The organism is Mesorhizobium sp. P2_A12 (assembly GCF_056405075.1).
Genome location: NZ_JBFUCU010000001.1, coordinates 1 through 19873, shown reverse-complemented (window position 1 = coordinate 19873; position 19873 = coordinate 1). Strand labels below are relative to the sequence as shown.

At 64.2% G+C, this 19873-nt stretch carries 8 protein-coding genes; 6 read left to right on the top strand and 2 right to left on the bottom strand.

Translation table 11 applies throughout. The features are described from left to right. Nucleotides 1–19: 19 nt before the first annotated feature. From AC1DZU_RS00040 to AC1DZU_RS00020, 5 genes are all read left to right on the top strand, one after another. A complete protein-coding gene (locus AC1DZU_RS00040) occupies nucleotides 20–14923 on the top strand; it encodes a beta strand repeat-containing protein (protein WP_477280611.1) in 14904 nt (4967 codons plus the stop codon). A 135-nt stretch (nucleotides 14924–15058) separates the two neighbouring features. After that, nucleotides 15059–15562 (top strand): phage tail protein, encoded by a 504-nt coding sequence (locus AC1DZU_RS00035; protein ID WP_095083915.1) that lies wholly within the window; start codon nucleotides 15059–15061, stop codon nucleotides 15560–15562. Nucleotides 15563–15574: 12 nt separating this feature from the next. Next, the gene (locus AC1DZU_RS00030; protein ID WP_477280609.1) at nucleotides 15575–16078 is read left to right on the top strand and encodes a phage tail protein; all 504 of its coding nucleotides are present in this window, start codon (nucleotides 15575–15577) and stop codon (nucleotides 16076–16078) included. Nucleotides 16079–16089: 11 nt separating this feature from the next. Next, nucleotides 16090–16614, top strand: coding sequence for a phage tail protein (locus tag AC1DZU_RS00025; protein WP_477280607.1), 525 nt, complete (start codon nucleotides 16090–16092; stop codon nucleotides 16612–16614). A 7-nt stretch (nucleotides 16615–16621) separates the two neighbouring features. Then, the gene (locus AC1DZU_RS00020) at nucleotides 16622–17161 is read left to right on the top strand and encodes an N-acetyltransferase family protein (protein WP_477280605.1); all 540 of its coding nucleotides are present in this window, start codon (nucleotides 16622–16624) and stop codon (nucleotides 17159–17161) included. A gap of 406 nt (nucleotides 17162–17567) precedes the next feature. Here AC1DZU_RS00020 and AC1DZU_RS00015 read toward each other — a convergent pair whose 3' ends face one another. Together AC1DZU_RS00015 and AC1DZU_RS00010 are read right to left on the bottom strand one after the other, a co-directional pair. Beyond that, complete coding sequence (locus tag AC1DZU_RS00015) at nucleotides 17568–18146, bottom strand: 2OG-Fe(II) oxygenase (RefSeq protein ID WP_477280603.1); 579 nt, start codon at nucleotides 18144–18146, stop codon at nucleotides 17568–17570. A 69-nt stretch (nucleotides 18147–18215) separates the two neighbouring features. Then, on the bottom strand, nucleotides 18216–18491 hold the full coding sequence (locus AC1DZU_RS00010; RefSeq protein ID WP_477280601.1) for a DUF6916 family protein: 276 nt from the start codon (nucleotides 18489–18491) through the stop codon (nucleotides 18216–18218). Between the two features lie 279 nt (nucleotides 18492–18770). Here AC1DZU_RS00010 and AC1DZU_RS00005 point away from each other — a divergent pair, with 279 nt between their 5' ends. Further along, nucleotides 18771–19559: a SapC family protein gene (locus AC1DZU_RS00005; protein WP_477280599.1), complete on the top strand. Its 789-nt coding sequence runs from the start codon at nucleotides 18771–18773 to the stop codon at nucleotides 19557–19559. The last annotated feature ends 314 nt before the right edge of the window (nucleotides 19560–19873 follow it).

The following is a 19873-nucleotide window of genomic DNA, read 5'->3' as shown; positions in this document are numbered from 1 at the left end:
CCCAAAGGACTCGCCAGGGATGAGAAAACCCGAGGATACTCGGCTGGGTGGTGAGATGGCGGCGCGTGGGGAGGATTTCCGCGTGCGCGCCGGCTATCGCCGTTCGCAAATTGCCAGGCATCTGTGGAAGACGACGGCGCTGACGACGCTGGCGCTCGGCCTTTCGGGCATGTCGGCCTATGCCGATCCGAACGGATTGTGGCAGCCGCAGGTGCGCGCCATTGTCGGCGCCGACAACAATGGCGGCAACGCCGCGCTCGAAGGCTTCATCCCGCTCAAGCAGACGGCCGAATCGGTGCTGTTCCTGGATGTCCGGGCCAAGCACGATTTCAAGGACGGCTTCGGCCAGGATGTCGGCCTCGGCATTCGCCGGATCGTCAACCCGGACCTGATGATCGGCGGCTACGCCTATCTCAACGTCGAGAACTTCAACAGCAACCAGTTCACCGCCGCGACGCTCGGCGCCGAGGCGATCACGCCGCATTTCGACGCGCATGTGAACGTCTATCTGCCGATCAAAGGCGACTACAACGATCACTCGGTCGACTCGACCCTGTCGATGGTCGGAAACCAGTTGCTCGAGCAGATCTCGGTGCTCGATCATCGCCAATATGCGGCGTGGGGTATCGAGGGCGAGGTCGGCGCACAGGTGCCGATCAACCTGCCCGACAAGCATTCGCTGCGGCTGGATATCGGCGGCTATCACTTCGAGGATCCGCACGGCGACGACCACAGCGTCACCGGTGCCAAGGCCGGGTTCGAGTATACGATCGGCGATGTCTTCGGCAGCAACACCTCGCTGGTGTTCGCCGGCGAGGTCCGCAACGACAATCGCGACGACACCCAGTTCGCCGGCAGCGTCCGGCTGAACATCCCGTTCAATCCCGGCCATGGCGCGGACAATGCCGCCAACGGGGCTGCCAATGGGGCCGAAAGCGGGCCGGAGCCGGTCTATCCGGTCAGCGAAGGCCTGCGCAAACGCGTCAACGAGCGCGTGCGCGGCGATATCGGCGTCAGGATCCAGTCGCAGGACGTCAACGGCGGCACGACGACGCGCCTCGCCATCAATGCCGCCACGGGCGCTGCTTTCGGCAAGTTCTTCTTCGCCGACGGCGGCAATTCGCTCGGCCTCGGCACGATTGGCGATCCGACGACGCTGGACGATGCGGTGACCAAGGCCGGCAACGGCTTCGTCGTGGCGCTTGGCGGCAGCGGCAATCTCACCACCGGCGGCGTGACGCTGACCAATGGCCAGACCGTCATCGGCGGTGGCAGCAGTGTCACCGCCCTGCTTTTCGGCGGCGGCACCAGCAGCTTCAACCTGGGCGGCAGCAACGGCACGATCCAGGGCACCAACCCGGCCAACAACGTCATTACGCTGGGCAATGGCAACACGCTGAACGGCATCACCATCACCGGCGGCGCCGACGGCATCTTCGGCAACAACATCTCCGGCGCCACGCTGACCAACGTCACGGTGACCGGGGCCGGTGGCAATGGCGCCGACTTCACCGGCACCTCGACCGGCATAAAGGGCTCGGACTTCACGGCTGAGAACAACGGCCTCGACGGCCTGCATATCGAGGGCGACGGCACCTACAATTTCACCGGCACGACGCTGCTGCAGGGCAATGGCGACGACGGGCTCGATGCCACCGGCAAGGGCACCTACACATTCGCGACGCTCAATGCGAAGGACAATGCCGACCGCGGCATTACCGTGCAGGGCACCGCGACATCAGGCAGCTTCACCACCAGCGGCGGCACCGTGTCGGGGAATGGCGGCACCGCCGTCTTCATCGACCCGATCACCGCGCATGCGGTGCTGGATTCGATCACCCAGTCCGGCGGCACGTCGGGCGTCGTGCTCGATCAGGTCTCGGGCAGCTTCACCGTCAACGGCGCGACGACAATCTCGAACACGACCGGACCGGCGATCGCCATTTCGAATTCGCCGGCGGCGATCCGCTTCGGCGATGTCGCGATCACGGCCCCCGGCGGCGACGGCATTTCGTTTGCCGGCGTCAATGCGGCGGTGGTCGCCGGCAACATCGTCATTTCCGGCCTGGGCGTTGGCACCGGCCTCGACTTCTCCGGCAGCCGTACGAATTTCACCGCACAGTCGCTCAACATCACCGGCACCGGGGCTGCCGGCTCGATCGGCATCGATCTCTCGTCGCCGACCTCGGGCGGCGCAACGATCGCCATCACCAATGGCGGCACGATCGTCGGGGTCGACACCGGCGTGCGCTTCGGTATTGCCGGCTCGCTGGCCAATTCGGCCAATGCCGAGTTCAGCTTCGGTGGCGGCTCTATTGCCGGCATCACCGCTTCGCTCGACGCGCGCGGCCTCAACCAGACGCTCGGCCACTACGCGTTCGGCTCGACGACGTTCAGTGGCCCGCAACTGTTCGACGTGCAGAATCTGATCTTCGTCGGCGCTTCCGCGACCGGCTCGGGCACCGGCTCCTCGCTTTCGGACCTGGCTTCGATCGCAACAGCCGATGCCAACACCGACGCAGATGCGATCTTCGTGTTGGTCAATCGCGGTACGGCCATCGACGATGCCGACGGCTTCTCGCTCAACGCCGGGCAGACGCTGGCTTCGTTCGGCAACGGGCGGACCTTCTCGCTCGGCGGCATCCCGGTCAACATTACCGGTGACAACATCACACACAGCGGCGCTGTCACAGATGCGGGAGGTGCTGCGACGCTGACCGATTCCGGCAGCGGCGATGTCGTTACCCTGGCCAACAACAGCTCGCTGCTCGATTTCAACATCGCCGGCGGCAGCGCCAACGGCGTCCACGGCAGCAACATCAGCAATATCACGATCTCGGGCCTGAATGTTTCGGGCGCTGGGCTCAATGGCGTGCTGTTTGACAACGGCAACATCGACAGCAGAGCCGCCGTCAACAATTTGAACTCGAGCGGCAATACAGGCGATGGCCTGCGGATCCAAGGTGGCAGCGGCTTCAATTTCACCGGTACGACGACGCTCACGAACAACACTGGCGACGGCCTGCACATCCTCGGTGGTACCGGCTTTTTAGGTGGATTCTATGGTTTCGAGACGGTCGACGCGAAGGATAATGGCGGCGACGGCGTCTTCTTCGGTGCGACCGGCCCCGCAATACTGAAGATCACTGGCGGCACTATTTCGGGCAACGGCCTCATGGCCTTCGAGACCGAAGCTATAGGGGGGGGGATCTTCAGCCCCGACCTCGATGTCACGCTGGACACGGTGAGCCAGTCCGGTGGACAGAGTGGGATCAGTCTGTCGCGCGCCGAGGGTAATTTCTCCGTTACTGGCACGACGACGATTTCCAACACCGCGCTTGACGGCATTGCGATCTCAGCAAGCACCGCCACGGTTGATTTCGGTGGCGCCGTCACCATCACTCAGCCATCCGGCAACGGCATCTCGCTCACCAACGATTCCGGCGCCGTCACGTTCGGCCAGGTGACGATCAACCAGCCAGGCCTGAACGGTATCGACGTTTCGAGCATCAACGGCACGATCGGCTTCGGCAACATCGACATCACTGGGCTGCCCACCGGCCGGACCGGGCTCGACCTGTCGGGCAGCCAGTCGACCTTCACCGCCACCTCGCTCGAGATCGCCGGCGCCGGCAGTTCGACCGGCATCGATCTTTCCGGCACTACCGGCGGCTCGGTGACGATTGGCACCGGCACCATTTCGGCCGGCACCGGCGTGCAGATGGGCACGCATGGCGCGGCTGGAACCACTGCCGACACGACCTTCTCGTTCGGCGGCGGATCTATCACCGGCACAACGGCTTCGCTCGACATGCGCGGCCTGAACCCGGGCAGCGGCACCTATGCCTTCCACGACACGGTGCTGAACGGGCCGCAGCTATTCGACGTCGCCAATGTCATCTATGTCGGCGCCACCAGCACCGGCCTCGGCGATGGCTCCAGCGCCAGCAATTTGATCAATGCCGCCGCCGCCGATAATCTGACCACCAGTGCCAGCACGATCTTCGTTCTGGTCAAGACGGCAGCCGTCCAGACCACCAACACCGACGCCGACGGCTTCACGCTGGCCAGCGGCCAGTCGATCGTCTCCTTCGCCAATGGCGGCACCGTCACGCTGGGCGGGCCGCCCGCCAACGTCACCGGCACCCACGTCGTCACCGGCGCGACGCAGGCCGATCCGACCGGCTTTGGCGGGGCAACGCTCAACAACACAACCAACAGCACCATCGACCTCGCCAACGGCAACCTCGTCAAGAACCTCAGCGTCAGTAACGGCATAGGCGTTGCCATCGATGGAACCGGGGTCAACGGCCTGAACGTCGGTGGCGTAACGATCGCGGGTGCCTCCACCGGTCTCGTCCTCGACGGCGCGTCGGGCACGGTCACAATCGACAATCTGCACATCCAGGCCCCGGGCCAGACCGGCATCGTGCTCGTCAATTCGGCCGCGACCGTCAACTTCACCGGCAACACGACGATTACCGGCAGCAGCGTCAACGCCGTGCTGGCCAACAATTTCGACGGCACCGCAACCTTCAACGATCTCGACATCACCGGCGGCAGCGGCTCGGGTGTCGCGGTCCTCAATGGTTCCAGCGGAACCTTTACCTTCGGCGCGGCGAGCTCGATCAGCACCACCTCAGGCATCGCCGTCAACATCGATGCGTCGACGCCGAACCTGACCTACAACGGCACCATCAACCAGACCGGCGCAGCGAGCGCGGTGAAGATCAACGGCATGACTGGCGGCAGCGCCAGCTTCACCGGCAAGATCACCGCCAGCACCGGCGCCGCCAACGCGATCGACCTGACCGGCAACACCGGCAGCACGATCAACTTCACAGGCGGGCTCGACCTCACCACCGATGGCGGTTACGGCTTCAGCGCCATCAATGGCGGTACGCTGACGGTGACCGGCTCCAGCAACACCGTGGCGACCGGCGCCGGGCTGGATGAGAAGGGGATTCTCATCGGCGGTACCGGAATGACCATCGGCGCGGCCGGCGTGAATTTCGCAAGCGTCACCGTGGATGGCTCGGGCGGTATCGTTTCCAGCGGCATCGTCATAGCAAATACGAGCGGCGGCAATGTCACCTTCGGGGCCGTCGACATCAGCCGCGTCAATGGCGATGCCATCCGTCTGACCAATGTCGCCAGCGGCATCTACACGTTCAATGGCACGACGAGCATCGCGACAGTTGTCGGCAACGGCCCCGGTTTCGTGGCGCAAGGTAGCGGCGCGACCGTCAATGTCGGCAACCTGGTGACGACGCTGGTTTCGGGCGCCGACGTCAGCCTGACCAACAACACCGGCACGATCGGCATCGGCGGCACTATCACCAATTCCGGCACTGGCGACGGCGTCGTCGTCTCCGGCGGCGGCGCGGCGATCACGGTTTCGGCCGGCATATCCAGTTCGGCAGGCGCACCGGGCGCGGCGGTCAAGGTCGACGGCACCACCGGCGGCTCGGTCACCTTCAGCGGCAGCGTTACCTCGTCCGGCACCGGCAACCTGTTTGCCATCGGCACCACGACGGCGCTGACCAACAGTGCGATCAGCTTCACCGGTCCAGCGCTGACGGCGACCGGCGGCGGCGGGGCCGTGATTGGCGGGCTTGGCGCCGGCGCGAGCTTCAGCGCTACAACTCCGCTCTCCGTCACCAATTCAACCGGAACCGGGCTTGCCGTTTCGAATGTCGCCGGTACGGCGACGTTCGGCGCGGTCACGGCCAGCGGCAGCGCAACGGGCATCAGCCTGTCGGGCAATTCGGGCACGATCACCTTCGGCACCACCAACGTCACCAATGTCGGGCTGAACCAGACCGGCGTCAGCGTTGCCGGCACCAATTCGGGCACGCTGTCCTTCGCCAGCCTCGGCATCGCCATGACCGGCAATGGCGCCACCGGCATCACCTTCGCCAATGCCGTGGTCAACGGCACCATCACCGCGCGCGATTTCGACCTGACCAGCGCGAGTTCGACCGGCACGACGGCGGTCAACCTCTCCAACACCACCGGCACCGGCACCATCCAGCTCGGCGATCCCGGTGCACCCGCCAACACGACCGCTTCCACCATCGGCGGGGCTGGCAATGGCCCGGGCATCGGCTTCCAGTTCAGCAACACGACCGCGGTCAACTTCATCTATGGCGACGGCGAGGGTGCCGCGGACAAGCTGTCGACGGTCAAGGCGGTCGACATCCTGAATTCGACCGGCGGCTTCCCGGCCGGCGGCACCTACAATTTCAAGGACGTCAACGGCGCCACCGGCGGCTTCATCGGCGACATTTCCGAAGCGCAGGGCTCGACCATCTATTATGTCGACCCGAACGGCACCGGCGACGGCACCGCCGACAATCCAGGCTCGATCGCAGGCGCCGAAGCCTCAGGCGCCAAGATCATTGCGCTGATCGACAGGTCGCAGAACGGCACCAGCAATTTGATCAACATGATGCTGGCGCAGCAGAATGGCGGCGGCAACAACACACTGAACCTCGCCGACGGCCAGATCCTGATCGGCCTCAAGGCCGGCGACTCCATCGACACCGCGCCCTATGGCGGTGTCGGCGGCACGCTCGGCGGCAACTTCAAGTTCAGCAACATCAATTCGTCGAGCATCATCGATGCGCCTGCCGGCGTCGACACCGTGCTGCCGACGCTGACGACGGCGAGCGGCAACACGGTCGACTTCACCGGCCGCGCCAGCATCGACAACGTCATCATCAGCAACACCGGCACCGGCATTGGCGTCTCCGGCACCGCCATCACCGAGTTTGTGCTCAACCGGGCGACGATCGCCGGTGGCGACGGTGGCGCACTGTCGATCGTCGACGGCGCGGCCAACAGCGAGGTCGCGCTGTCGAACCTCACCCTCTCGGCCACGGGCGGCAACATCGCTTCGGTCAACGGCACGGCTGGCGCCGGCACCATGAAGGTTAGCGCCTTCTCCGACATCACGCTTCTCGGCAACAAGGGCGAAGTCGGCGGCCTCCTGTTGACGACCGCCATTTTCGACGCCAATGCGGCCACCCCCGGCATAGACGAGGTCGATGGCGGCGCCTTTGTCGCCGGCACCACGGCGAACCGCGTCGGCGGCTATGGCCTGGTGCTGGTCGGTGTGGCTGGCGACATCAAATTCGACACGACCAATGTCGCGGTCAAGACGGCGACCAGCACAACGTTCCCCGGTCCGAGCGCCATCGGTGTCGTCGCGAGCGGTGCGGTGGGAGGCGGTAACAACATCGACCTCGGCACGGCCACTTTCAATATCGACGGTACCGGCGCCAGCGCCGGGCTCAACAGTGCCTTGTGGGCGCGGATCATCCCGGGCAACCGTGTTGGCTTCTCGGGCGTGGTCACTGTCAACACCGTCGAGGCGGCCGGCCTGGTGTCCGATCTCGGCGGCACGCTGTTCTTCGGCGCGGCCGGCAACACGGTGACGACCACCGGCCAGCCGGCGATCTCGTTCAGCAACGGCACAAGGGTCGAAAACGGCTCTGGCGGCTCGGCGCAGTTCGGTGCCATCAATTCGAGCGGTGGCGGCCAGAACGGTATCCTGCTGTCCGACCTCGCGGCGTCGCCGACGCTTCTGTTCAACGGCCCGGTGACGATCGACGGCACGACGTCCAACGCCATCCAGATCCAGAATACCACCCTCGCCGCGACATCGGTGACCTTCGCCGGCGCGGTCTCGATCACCAACGCCACCGGCGGCGGTGTCGAATGGCAGCGCCTGGCCGGCAGCACCGACACGCTGACCTTCTCGGGCGGCCTCGCCATCCAGAACAGCGGCGGCGTCGGCTTCTCTGCCGACCATGGCGCGGTGGCGCTGTCCGGCACAAACACGGTTTCCACCACCAACGGCACCGGCGTCAGCATCAGCAACGCGACCGTCAGCGGCGGTTTCACCTCGGTCAGCGCCAGCTTCGCCGCCGGCAACGGCATCAATTTGCAGAACCTGACCGGCTCGCTCAATCTCGGCACCGGCACGCTGACCAACACCGGTGCGGGCGCGGCCTTCAACGTCGGCTCGGCCACCAATGCGAGCGGTGGCAATGCGGTCATCTCCTATGGCGGCACCATCGCCAGCAACGGCGCCGGTGCGGCGGTTTCGATCCGGGAACTCACCGGCGGCTCGGTGACGCTGTCGGGCAACCTGACCGACGGCAACGCCGCGGCCGGCGGCAACATCGTCGTCGGCAACATCGACAACGGCTCGGCGGCAACCGTCACCTTCTCCGGCGCCAGCAAGCAGATCCGCTCGGGCAGCACCGACGCCGTCAGCCTCGGCATCCTCGGCGCGTTCCCGGCGGGTACTCCGGCCCCCAACACGAACGGCACGATCAATTTCACCGGCGGCGGTCTCGATATAACGACGACAGGCGGGGCGGGCTTCGTCGCGCTCGGCAGCGGCGTCGTCAGCGTAACCGGCACTAACAACACCATCGCTTCCGGCGGTGACGGGCTGCTGGTGGGCTCTACCAATGTCGGCAGTGGCGGTATCACCTTCGACGACATTTCGTCGGTCGCCACCACTACCGGTGGCGTGCTGTTGAACAACGTCAACCTCGCCGGCAATGTGAACATCGGCGGGCTGACCAATACCGGTGTCATCGGCGTCACCGTGTCCGGAGTGACGACCGGCTCCGGGAAGTCCGTCAACTTCACCGGAACGACCAACATCGACGTCGACACTTCCGGCTTCCAGTTCAGTGGCCAGGTTGCAACGGTCAACATCGCCAATGTCGCCGGGTCCAGCCTGACAATCGACGGCGGCACGCGCGGTATTGATTTCAACGCCGTGATGGGCGGAACCGTCAACATCGGCGGCAATGGCGGTACTGCCAGCATCGGCGCGACGACAAGCACCAGCGACTTTGCCATCGCTGTCGGCGCCAATACCGGCGGCACGCTGAACTACAACGGCTCGGTCAAGGTCAATGCGGGCAGCGTGGTGAGCGCCGGCGGCGGCGACCTCGCCACCCTCAACCTCAGCGGTTCGGTGCTTTCGACGACAGCGTCGACGGCCTTCGTCTTCAGCGGCAACGCCGACGGCGTGTACAACATTTCGAGCACCATCGATCACACGGGCGGCACCGGTGTCCTGGTCGATGGCTTCTCGGAAGGCACGATCACCTTCTCCGGGGCGACGAAGACCCTCAACACCGGCGCCAACGACGCTGTCGTCAAGCAGCCCAGCGTCGGCCCGGGACTGGGCACGGCAACGCTCGCCTTCACCGGCGGCGGTCTCGGCATCACCACCACCAGCGGCGCCGGCTTCACCGCCAGCACCTTCGGGGCCGGCACGGTCAGCGTCACCGGCTCTGGCAACACGATCAGCACCCAGACCGGCACCGCGCTCAAGCTCGACAACGCGACGGTCGGTGCGGGCAGCCTCAACTTCAGCTCCGTCTCGGCCAATGGCGCCGCCACCGGCGTCTCGCTCAACAATGTCGGCGGCGGTGGCATCATCCTCGGCACGGTCAACCTGCAAGGCATCACCTCGCGTGGCTTCGATGTCGCAGGCACGCTCGGCTCGGCGCTGAGCATCACCAGCCTCAACATCGGGCTCGGTGGTGCGAACGCCATCGGCCTCGATCTCAACGGCGCGGTCATCAGCACCGGCATCAGCGCCGGCGATTTCGACGTCGCCGGCGGTGGCTTTGCCGGCACGCTCGGCATCGACATGGCCGGAACCACGAGCGCCGCCGCCATCCAGCTCGGCGACACCGTCAATCCCGGCGGCGCCCAGACGTCGACCATCACCAATGTCGCGCAGGGCATCCAGTTCTCCAGCACGACCAATGCGACGCTGGTGTTCGGTGACGGCGCGGGTCCGGCCGAATCGCTGATCTCGACCACCGGCGGCCAGGTCATCCACGCCACCGACACCTTGCCGCTCAGCGGCAATTACGATTTCGACGACGTCACGTTCGTCGGCGACATCTCGAACCTGTCGGCAATCAGCGTGTACTACATCGACGCAGCCGGCGAGATTTCGGGCACCGGTGACGGCAGCTTCCTCAATCCGGGCAGCGTCGCCCAGGCGGAGGCTTCCAGCGCCAATGTCTTCGTGCTGATCGACAAGACTGTCGACACGAACCAGGCGACCATCAACATCGGCAACAGTTCGCTCGACCTCAAGGACGGGCAAGCGGTGATCTCGTTCATGTCCGGCGATGCGGACATCGACGTCGGGCCGCTCGGCGTTGGCGGCGGCCTTGGCGCGCCGTCCTCCTTCCACTTCACCACCATCCAGGCTTCGACGGTCGTCACGAACCCCGGTGGCCTCGACAATTCACACCCGATCCTGGCCAGCAGCGGCGCGGCCGCGACGATCAACCTGCCATTCAGCGGCACCGGCGTCATCACCGCGGGCGTCCAGAACGTCACGGCCCTCAACAGCGGCAGCGGCGCCGGCATTTTCGTCAATGCCACACTTGCCTCCAATTTCGTGATCCGGGACAGCATCATCACCGCCGGCGGCAACGCACTCGACTTCTCGACAAGCGGTGCGGCGACAGCCGACAAGCTCCTGCTCTCGATCGACGGCAACACGCTCAGGTCGACGGCGTCCGGGCTGGCGGCGTCCTTCGTCGGCCAGAACATCAACGCGACGGACAATTCGATCGCGATCAGGTCGTTTGCCGGCAACAAAGTGACCGGCGGCGCCGGTAGCGGCGGCATCGTGTTCAACAATGTCCGCTTCGATTCCAACGGCGTGGGCGGCACCGTCAGCGCCGGTACGCTTGGCATGGGCACTCCCGGCGCGCGGATCCAGGGCAACGGCCTCAGCTTCACCAACACCAGCGGCACCTTCGATCTGGGCACGCTCAGCCTCGCCAACACTGGTGGCACTGGTGTCATCGCCAACACCAAGACCACCACCTTCACGCTGAACAGCAGCGCCGGCGTGGTCACCACCATCAACGGCGCGGCCTTCGATCTCGATCCGCTGACCGTCAACATGACGTTCTCCAGCGTCAGCGCCGTCGTCAACGGCGTCGCAAGCGGCATCACCTTCGACGGCGTTGCCGGCACCTTCACCGTCACCGGCGCGACAAGCGTTTCCAACACGACGGGCTTCGGCATCGATGCCATCAATACCAACACCGGCACCTTCAATTTCAACACGGTGACGGTGAACAACGCCTCGACAACCGGTGGCGGCATTCACGTTGCATCCGGCACGCTCAATGTCACCGGCCTCGCCAACATCGACACGACCAGCGGCATCGGTCTCTCGCAGGGCGGCGGCACGACCAGCTTCACCGGCGGCCTGACCATCGACACCACGACCGGTACAGGCATCGCCGGCACGGGCGGCACGATGGGCATCACCGCTTCCGCGGCCGCCGAGACCGTGAATGCCACCGCTGGCCAGGCGATCAACCTCTCCGGTGTCGTTGCCGCCATTGCGCTGGACTCGACCTCGTCGGCCGGCGGCGTCAACAATGTCAGCCTGACCAGTGTCGGCGGCACCATCGGCCTCGGCTCTGGCGCGCTGAGCGGCGCTTCGGGCGCTTCGTTCAATGTCGCTGGCGGCACGGCCGCTGTCACTTATGGCGGCAACATCACCCAGGCGAACAACGCCGCCCTGGTCAGCGTTTCGGCCGGACACACCGGCACGCTGACCTTCAACACCGGCACGCTTTCGGCGACCAACGGAACCGGCCTGCAGTTCAACAATGCGGACGGCACTTACAATTTCAACGGCACCACCACGCTCAATGGCGGCGATGCCGGCGTCGACATCCTCACCGGGTCGAGCGGCACCTTCAGCTTCGGCGCCGGCACTTCGATCACCAGCCCGATCGGCACGGCGTTCAATGTCGACACAAGCTCGGCGAGCGTCACCTACAACGGCAACATCACCCAGGCCAACAACGCCGCGCTGGTCGCGGTCACGGGCCACACCACCGGAACGATCACCTTCCAGACTGGCACGCTGTCGGCAACCAACGGCACCGGCCTACAGTTCAACAATGCCGACGGCACCTATCAGTTCAACGGCACGACGACGCTGAATGGCGGCGACGCCGGGGTGGACATCCTCACCGGTTCGGGCGGCAGTTTCGGCTTCGGCAGCGGTACCTCGATCACCAGCCCGACCGGAACCGCGTTCAACATCGTCGGCGGCACCGCCGCCGTCACCTATGGCGGCAATATCACCCAGGCGAACAACGCGGCCTTGATCAGCGTTTCGGGCGGCCACGCCACCGGCACGCTGACCTTCAGCACCGGCACGCTGTCGGCGACCAACGGCACCGGCCTGCAGTTCGACAATGCCGACGGCACCTACAATTTCAACGGCACCACGACGCTGAATGGCGGCGATGCCGGCATCGACATCCTCAACGGCTCGGGCGGCACGTTCAGCTTCGCCGCGGGCACCTCGATCACAAACCCGAGCGGTGTCGGTTTCCTTGTCGCCGGCGGCACGTCAAACGTCACCTACAATGGTACGATCAGCAAAACCGCCGCGGCAGGCAAGATCGTCGATATCTCCGGCGTCACCGCCGGCACCATCACGCTGGCCGGCAATCTCACCGCCACGGGCGGCTTCGACAACGGCATCTTTGTCCATGGCAATACCGGCAGCACCTTCAATTTCAGCGGCGGCACCAAGACGCTGACCACCGGCGTCAATACGGCGGTCGACCTGGCGACGAACGCCGGCGCGACGATCAATTTCAACAATGGCGGGCTGGCGATCAACACCACCTCCGGCGCAGGTTTCAATGCCACGGGCGGTGGCACGGTCTCGGTGACCGGCGCCGGCAATTCCGTCACCACGACGAGCGGCATCGCCGTCAATCTCGACACGGTCATCGTCGCCGCCGGCGGCGTGAATTTCGCCACGACCACCAAGGGCGCCGGCGGCGGCAGCGCCGTCATCATGGATACGGTCACCGGCACCGGCACGGTCAGCCTCGGCGGCGGATCGCTGGTCGCCGGCAACGCTGCCGTGATCCGTATCGGTGACGGCGCCGGCGGCGCCAACACCGGCGGCACCGCCGGTCTCACCTATACCGGCACCATCACCAGCGGCACCGGGCGGGGCATCGACATCCAGGACCGGGCGCTGACCGCGCAGAACATCACCCTGACGGGCAACATCAGCCACAGCGTGGCGGCCCAAACCGGCATCTTCCTCGACGGCAACGCCGCCGGCACCATCACCTTCTCCGGCGCGTCGAAGTCGATCAGCTCGGGGACGGCTGCCGGCGTCAGCCTGACCAACAACACCGGCGCGACGATCGACTTCACCGGCGGCGGCCTGGTCATCAATAGCACCAGCGGCGCTGGCTTCAACGCCACCGGCGGCGGTACGGTCACCGTGCAGGGCAGCGGCAACACGATAACCTCGACCACGGGCACGGCGCTCAACGTCGTCAGCACGACGATCGGTGGCTCGGGCCTGACGTTCCAGAGCATTTCGGCGAACGGCGGCACCAACGGCATCGTGCTCAACACCACCGGCCTCGCCGCCGGCAACGGTGGGCTGACGGTGACCGGCGTGAGCACGACAGCGGGTACCGGCGGCACGATCCAGAACACCGCGCAAGGCGCGCTGTTCACGTCGACGAAGAACCTTTCGCTTTCGAACATGAACTTCACCAATGCCAACACCGGCAACGGCACGTTGAACAATATCGACGGCCCAACGTTCAACAGCGCGGCCCAGGCAGCGATCAACATGAGCGGCGTGGCGACGGCAACGTTCACCAACCTGAACCTGAACGGCGGCGTCCAGGTCGGCATCAACGGCCAGAACGTCTCGAACCTGACCATCGCCAACACCACGGTGACCGGCTTCGGCGACGCCGTCTTCGAAGGCGATATGCGGTTCTACAACCTCACCGGCACGGCATCGATCACGAATTCCACGTTCAGCTTCGCGGCCGCCGACGCCACCGCCGGTGACAATCTGGTCGACATCCGCAACGACAATGGCACGAATCTGACGCTGAACATTGCGGGCAGCACGTTCAGCAACACCAAGGATTCCGCAAACGGCGCTCAGGGTCTCAACTTCGAAGCCTTCGGCACAGCCAACGCGACACTCAACATCTCGAACAGCAGCTTCCTGAGCATGAAGACGTCCGGCGTCGAAGCCTTTGCGCGCGACACCTCGACGCTGAATGTCAACATCACCGACGGCGGCACGGCAGGCAACGGCAATACGTTCGATCCACAAGGCGGCCTCGGCCGCGCCATCGGCCTCAACGCCGAGGACACCGCACACCTGAACTTCAAGATCCTCAACAACAAGAAGATCTATGGCAATGGCGGCCCGGTCATCAACGTGTTCGGCATCAACAATGCCGTCATCATGGGCCGCATCAACAACAATACCGACATCCAGGGTGGCGGCGTCGGCTCGACGGGCTCGCCGATCTTCATCCATCCCGAAGATGCCTCGACCGGTATCGTCGAGATCATCGGCAACACGATCACCAAGTCCGGCAACGACCCGGCGATCCTTGCTACGCCACATGGCGATGGCGCCGGTCCGAGCGCCGACAACGGCTCTCTGGACCTGACGATCAAGAACAACAACATCACGCTTTCGGGCACCGGTTCGGCCGGCAACGGCGCGGTCGGCATCGATGTGCGTGCGGGGTCCAATGCCGGCGACCTCACGATCACCTATCTGAACATCAGCGGCAATACCGTGACCCTTGCCCAACCTGCCGACGACATTGCCTTCCTGACGCGCGAAGGCAGCAGCACGTCGCATCTGTATTTCCAGAATTTTGCGGCCGGCGCCAACAACCAGGCGATTGCAACCGCCATCTGGAATGCCGGCGGCAACACGCCGGCAGGTTCGGTGTTCTCGTTCGACGCTGGCGGCGCGCAGGCTTACGCAGCGGTGCCGGGCGCGCACAATGGCGGACTAGTTCTTGTGCCGACTAACTGATGAAGAGAAGCCGGGGCTGGCGGCAAGGATTCGTTAACCATTCGAAGTAATACGCTAGCCGTTTTCTGTGAGATTATTGTCGACTTGCTAATGTAATCGGCCTAGAGTCAGTCTAGGTTGTTTCGGAGGGGGCATATGGCTGAGCCGTTTTTGTCGGAAATCAGAATCATGTCGTTCGTGTTCGCGCCAAAGGGGTGGGCACTCTGTAACGGCCAGCTTCTGCCCATCAATCAGAACCAGGCGCTGTTTTCGCTGCTCGGCACCACTTTTGGCGGCGATGGGAGGGTGAATTTCGCGCTTCCTGACTATCGAGGACGCACGCCAATTCATGTCGGCGGCTCTCATACGCTTGGCGAGGGTGGCGGCGAGCAGTCACACACGCTGTCGATCGGCGAAATACCCACGCATGTCCACGCCGCCAATGCATCGACGGTCACCGGCGCAACCAATCTCCCGGCCAATGACATGCTTGGCAACAGCACGCCGAACACACTCTATGGTCCGGTGCAAAACCTTGGTGCCATGATTGCCGGCACGATCAGCAATGTCGGCGGAAGCCAGGCGCATCTCAACATGCAGCCTTTTCTGACACTGAGCTTCTGTATCGCCCTGCAGGGCATCTTTCCGTCGCCGAATTGAGGGAGCGCAACCATGGGACAACCCTACGTTGGCGAGATTCGCATGTTTGCCGGTAATTTCGCGCCGGCCGGCTGGATGTTCTGCAGCGGACAACTTCTGCCGATCTCGGAGTACGAGACGCTGTTCCAACTGATCGGCACGAGCTATGGCGGCGACGGTGAGAGCACCTTCGCGCTGCCGGACCTGCAAGGCCGCCTTCCGATCCATCAGGGCAACGGCTTCGTCATGGCCGAGACCGGAGGCGCGGAGGAGATCACGCTGACAACACAGCAGATCCCGGCGCACGCTCACCTTTTGCTTGCATCCAACGACATCGCCAACCAGCCCAATCCGGCCCAGAGCGTCATAGCCAGGTCGGGCCAGGTCAACGCGTTCATCAACGGCAGTCCATCGGTGGCAATGGCGCCCCAGTTTCTCGGTCCGGTCGGTGGCAGCCAGCCACATACCAATTTCCAGCCGTATCTGTGCGTCGACTTCATCATCTCGCTGTTCGGAATCTTTCCGTCGCCGACTTAAAGAGGACCGTCATGGCCAATCCGTTCGTTGCCGAAATCCGCATCTTTCCATTCAATTTCGCGCCCAAGGGCTGGGCTTGGTGCGATGGCCAGCTGCTGCCGCTGTCGCAGAACACTGCGCTGTTCTCGCTGCTCGGCACTACCTATGGCGGCAACGGCAAGTCCAATTTCGCGCTGCCGGACCTCCAGGGCCGGGCGCCGATGCATCCAGGCCAAGGCCCTGGTCTTTCGCTGCATGATCTCGGCGAGACGGGTGGCTCGGACACCGTGACGCTGCTGCAGTCCGAGATTCCTAGTCACACCCACCAGGTCAATGCCGCACCGTCGATCGTTGCTGGAGACAGCAACATCGCCCCCGGCAACGCGTTCGCCAAGTCGAGCCAGGGAAATGTGTATATCACGCCAGGCAGTCTGGTGCCGCTGTCGGACCAGACGATAACGCCTGCCGGCGCCGGCCAGCCGCACAACAATTTGCAGCCCTATCTCACCTGCTATTTCTGCATCGCGCTGCAGGGTGTGTTCCCACCGCGCCCCTGATTTTTCGATGAACCATTTTCGCGGGACGGCTTCGGCCGGTTGGGTACGGGCGGCTGGTGCCGGGCTGACGTTTCGTCCAGTGACGGATGCCGATCTGCCGTTCCTGTCACGGGTCTATGCCTCGACCCGTGCCGAGGAACTGGCCGTAACATCCTGGACCGAGGCGCAGAAGACCGTCTTCCTCGACATGCAGTTTCGGGCGCAGCACACACATTACATCAAGCATTATTCGCAAGCCGACTGGCTGGTGGTGATGTCTGGCGCGGCAGACATCGGCCGCCTCTATGTCGAGCGTTGGCGGAACCAGTATTGCATCATCGACATCTCCTTTCTTCCGCTGCATCGCGGCAAGGGGTTCGGCGCGGCACTGCTCAGCGACCTCATCGACGAGGCAAGCGCCTCCGGCAAGGCGGTGTCGATCCATGTCGAGAAGAACAATCCGGCAAGACGCCTCTACACGCGGCTGGGATTCGTCGTCACCGAGGACAAGGGCGTCTATGACCTGATGGTGTGTCCGCCGCGAACGAGTGGCGCCACCGATCCGTGACTTGTCGGATACGCCACTCCCCCTTCGTCATCCTGGGGCGGAGCTAGGGGCGAAGCGACGCAGCGCAGACCCCAGGATTCATGCCGGGGCATTTGAGCGTCGCGGCGGTGCAGAAAGTATGTGTGATGTTGGCGGGACAGCACCCCCCTCTGTCCTGCCGGACATCTCCCCCACAAGGAGGGAGATTGGACGTCACCACCGTTTTCGCCAATCCTCAACGTCAAAGAAGATGCGCCATCAGAGCGGGCTGCCAATCTCCCCCCTTGTGGGGGAGATGTCCGGCAGGACAGAGGGGGGTGGGAAGGATCGCCGCGGAACAAGTTGTCGTCCTGCGCCGCGACGGAGCTTCGCTCCTGATCCATAGAAGTCGCGCCAATGCATGTCGCCCATCAGCCGGCGCCGATCGTCACGCTCCGTGGTACCACGACACGATGGTGAAACGCTCATAGCGCGTGACCGGTGTGACTTCGTGCGTTGTTTCCGAACGAAACGCGACGAGGGAGCCTGGCAATGCCGGTATGGCGACGCGCAGGTGCGGACCGCTGTAGGGACCATGCAGGACCAGCGAGCCGCCAGCATAGTTTGCCGGCGAAGGATTGTCCGATTGCCGGTTGAGAAAGATCACCGCCGAGATCCTTCGGAATCGCGAGTCGTCGTGGATGAGCGGCGTGTTGCCGTCCTGGTGCGGCACGAAGAAATCGCCTTCCCGATAGTGAAGAAACTGAGGTTTTTCAGTATTGCCGAGCGCGAGGCCGAAATGCCGTTCCAGAGCCGTCTTCTGCCGCGCCAACAGGGCATTCACCAGCCCTTCGGTGGCCGGCGAGACCTCGGCACGCGTGGTCCGGCGAACTTCCGGCCATGCCGGCTTCTGGTCGTCACGCCCCAACAGGCCAGCCGGACGACCGCTGGCCGCCCGGATTTCCGCGCACAGCGCACTGCATGCCGCTTCGTCAAGCACTCCCGCGATCTCGATGTAGTCGATCATCTGTTCAGCCGTCCCCTTTCGGAGTGCCCTGATCGTCGCCCCGGCCGGCCGGATCGCCGAAAATCAAAATCAGTTGAAGACAGCCTCGTAGACATAGCCGGTCGTGTCGACCGAAACCGGGACGATGAAGATGTCGTCGGTGATGGCATCGGAGGTGAGGTGGTAGATGGCCTGCGGCAGCCCAATGTCGCGCGGGCCCTTGAACAAAAGCGTGAAGCCGCCGCCGGGGCGCGGGCTGGAAGCAATCTGGCGGACCGCGGTCAGTTCGAGAGAAACCGTCCTGTCGCCAACCGCAACAGCGAAAACCGACCCGACCGCCTGTTCGAAATCCGATGCCGACACCATGCAATTCGCCTCACTCTGTCTGCTGCCGGCGGCACTGTCGCCGCTTCGCCGCAAGCTGTCCAGAGGTCCCAACCGCTGCCGGCCCTGGGCCAAGTCAATTCGTCGGAACAAACCCCAAAATACAGCACTGCCTGTCCTTTTATGCGCGCAAGAGACGCTGTAGTACTTTGTTCCTGCGCGGGATTGTTTCCAGAACAAGGTCAGCGCAAACAAGAACAGATCCCGGGTTTTGGGGTCCGGCAGTGGCGGCCTGATCGGCTTGCGGAAAAGGGACGGACGATGGCAGATGCAAAGACGGACGTGGCAAGCGATACGATGCCGTTGTTCTATTCGGCGCCGGAGGCGCTCAACCCGATGCGGCATGGCTCGCTCGGCCTGACGGCGCGCAGCGACTTCGGCTTCGCCCGCTCGGCGCACGCCATTCCGGTGGTGGCGTCCGAAATGCCGGCGGCGATGCGCTCCTACCCGATCGTCTTCATCGGCCCGGCCAAGGCGCCGGTGATCATCACCGGCGTGCGCAAGGACGAGAACCTGTTCGTCGATGCCGACGGCAAGTGGACCGGGCCGCACTACATCCCGGCCTATGTCCGCCGCTATCCCTTCATCCTGGCCGAGGACCCGAAGTCGCCCGGCCGGCTGACGCTGTGCATCGACCGGGCAAGCGACCGCGTCGTCGACCAGTTGCTGGCACCGTTCCGCGACGAAAAGATCCTGCCGTTCTTCAACGGCACCGAGCCGACGGAAGCGACCAGGCAGGCGCTCGCCTTCTGCAACCAGTTCCAGCTCGATTTCAACGCCACCCGCGTGATGATCGAAAGGATCGACGCGCACGGCCTGTTCGCGCCGCGCCAGAGCAAGGTGACGCTCGAGGGCGGCGAGGTACTCAACCTCACCGACTTCCAGGTGATCGATGAGCCGGCTTTCAACAAGCTGAGCGACGAGGCGTTTCTCGACCTGCGCAAATCAGGCGCGCTCGGCCTGCTCTACTGCCATCTCGCGTCGACCAACAGTTGGACGTCGCTGGTCCACCAGGCGTCGCTGCGCAAGGCGGGCGGCCAGCCTGGCTGACTCTCGCTGGCCCTCATCGGGTGGAAGAGGCAGTGCCGCATGATCAAGCAGAACTCGACCCGCAAACATCATGAACCCGGCAAGATTTTGCCGCGTGAGGGTAGAGCCGCTGATACCGATGTGACTTGTGATTTTTGCGGTTAGTCACAGCTTTTTTGGAAGTGACTAGAGCGGTTCACGCTTTGATGGAATCGAAGGGGATTCCCGATTTGTCGGTTGTGTGATTCAAGATGCTGGCTGGGAATGGAGGCCAGCATCTGATGACCCGACCTCTTTCCAATGATCTTCGCGAGCGGGTTGTAGCGGCGGTTTTG

What these genes read in the sequence shown, in the direction of transcription:
- AC1DZU_RS00040 (WP_477280611.1), top strand. Translation starts at nt 20, where the DNA reads ATGAGAAAACCCGAGGATACTCGGCTGGGTGGTGAGATGGCGGCGCGT.
- AC1DZU_RS00035 (WP_095083915.1), top strand. Translation starts at nt 15,059, where the DNA reads ATGGCTGAGCCGTTTTTGTCGGAAATCAGAATCATGTCGTTCGTGTTC.
- AC1DZU_RS00030 (WP_477280609.1), top strand. Translation starts at nt 15,575, where the DNA reads ATGGGACAACCCTACGTTGGCGAGATTCGCATGTTTGCCGGTAATTTC.
- AC1DZU_RS00025 (WP_477280607.1), top strand. Translation starts at nt 16,090, where the DNA reads ATGGCCAATCCGTTCGTTGCCGAAATCCGCATCTTTCCATTCAATTTC.
- AC1DZU_RS00020 (WP_477280605.1), top strand. Translation starts at nt 16,622, where the DNA reads ATGAACCATTTTCGCGGGACGGCTTCGGCCGGTTGGGTACGGGCGGCT.
- AC1DZU_RS00015 (WP_477280603.1), bottom strand. Translation starts at nt 18,146, where the DNA reads ATGATCGACTACATCGAGATCGCGGGAGTGCTTGACGAAGCGGCATGC.
- AC1DZU_RS00010 (WP_477280601.1), bottom strand. Translation starts at nt 18,491, where the DNA reads ATGGTGTCGGCATCGGATTTCGAACAGGCGGTCGGGTCGGTTTTCGCT.
- AC1DZU_RS00005 (WP_477280599.1), top strand. Translation starts at nt 18,771, where the DNA reads ATGGCAGATGCAAAGACGGACGTGGCAAGCGATACGATGCCGTTGTTC.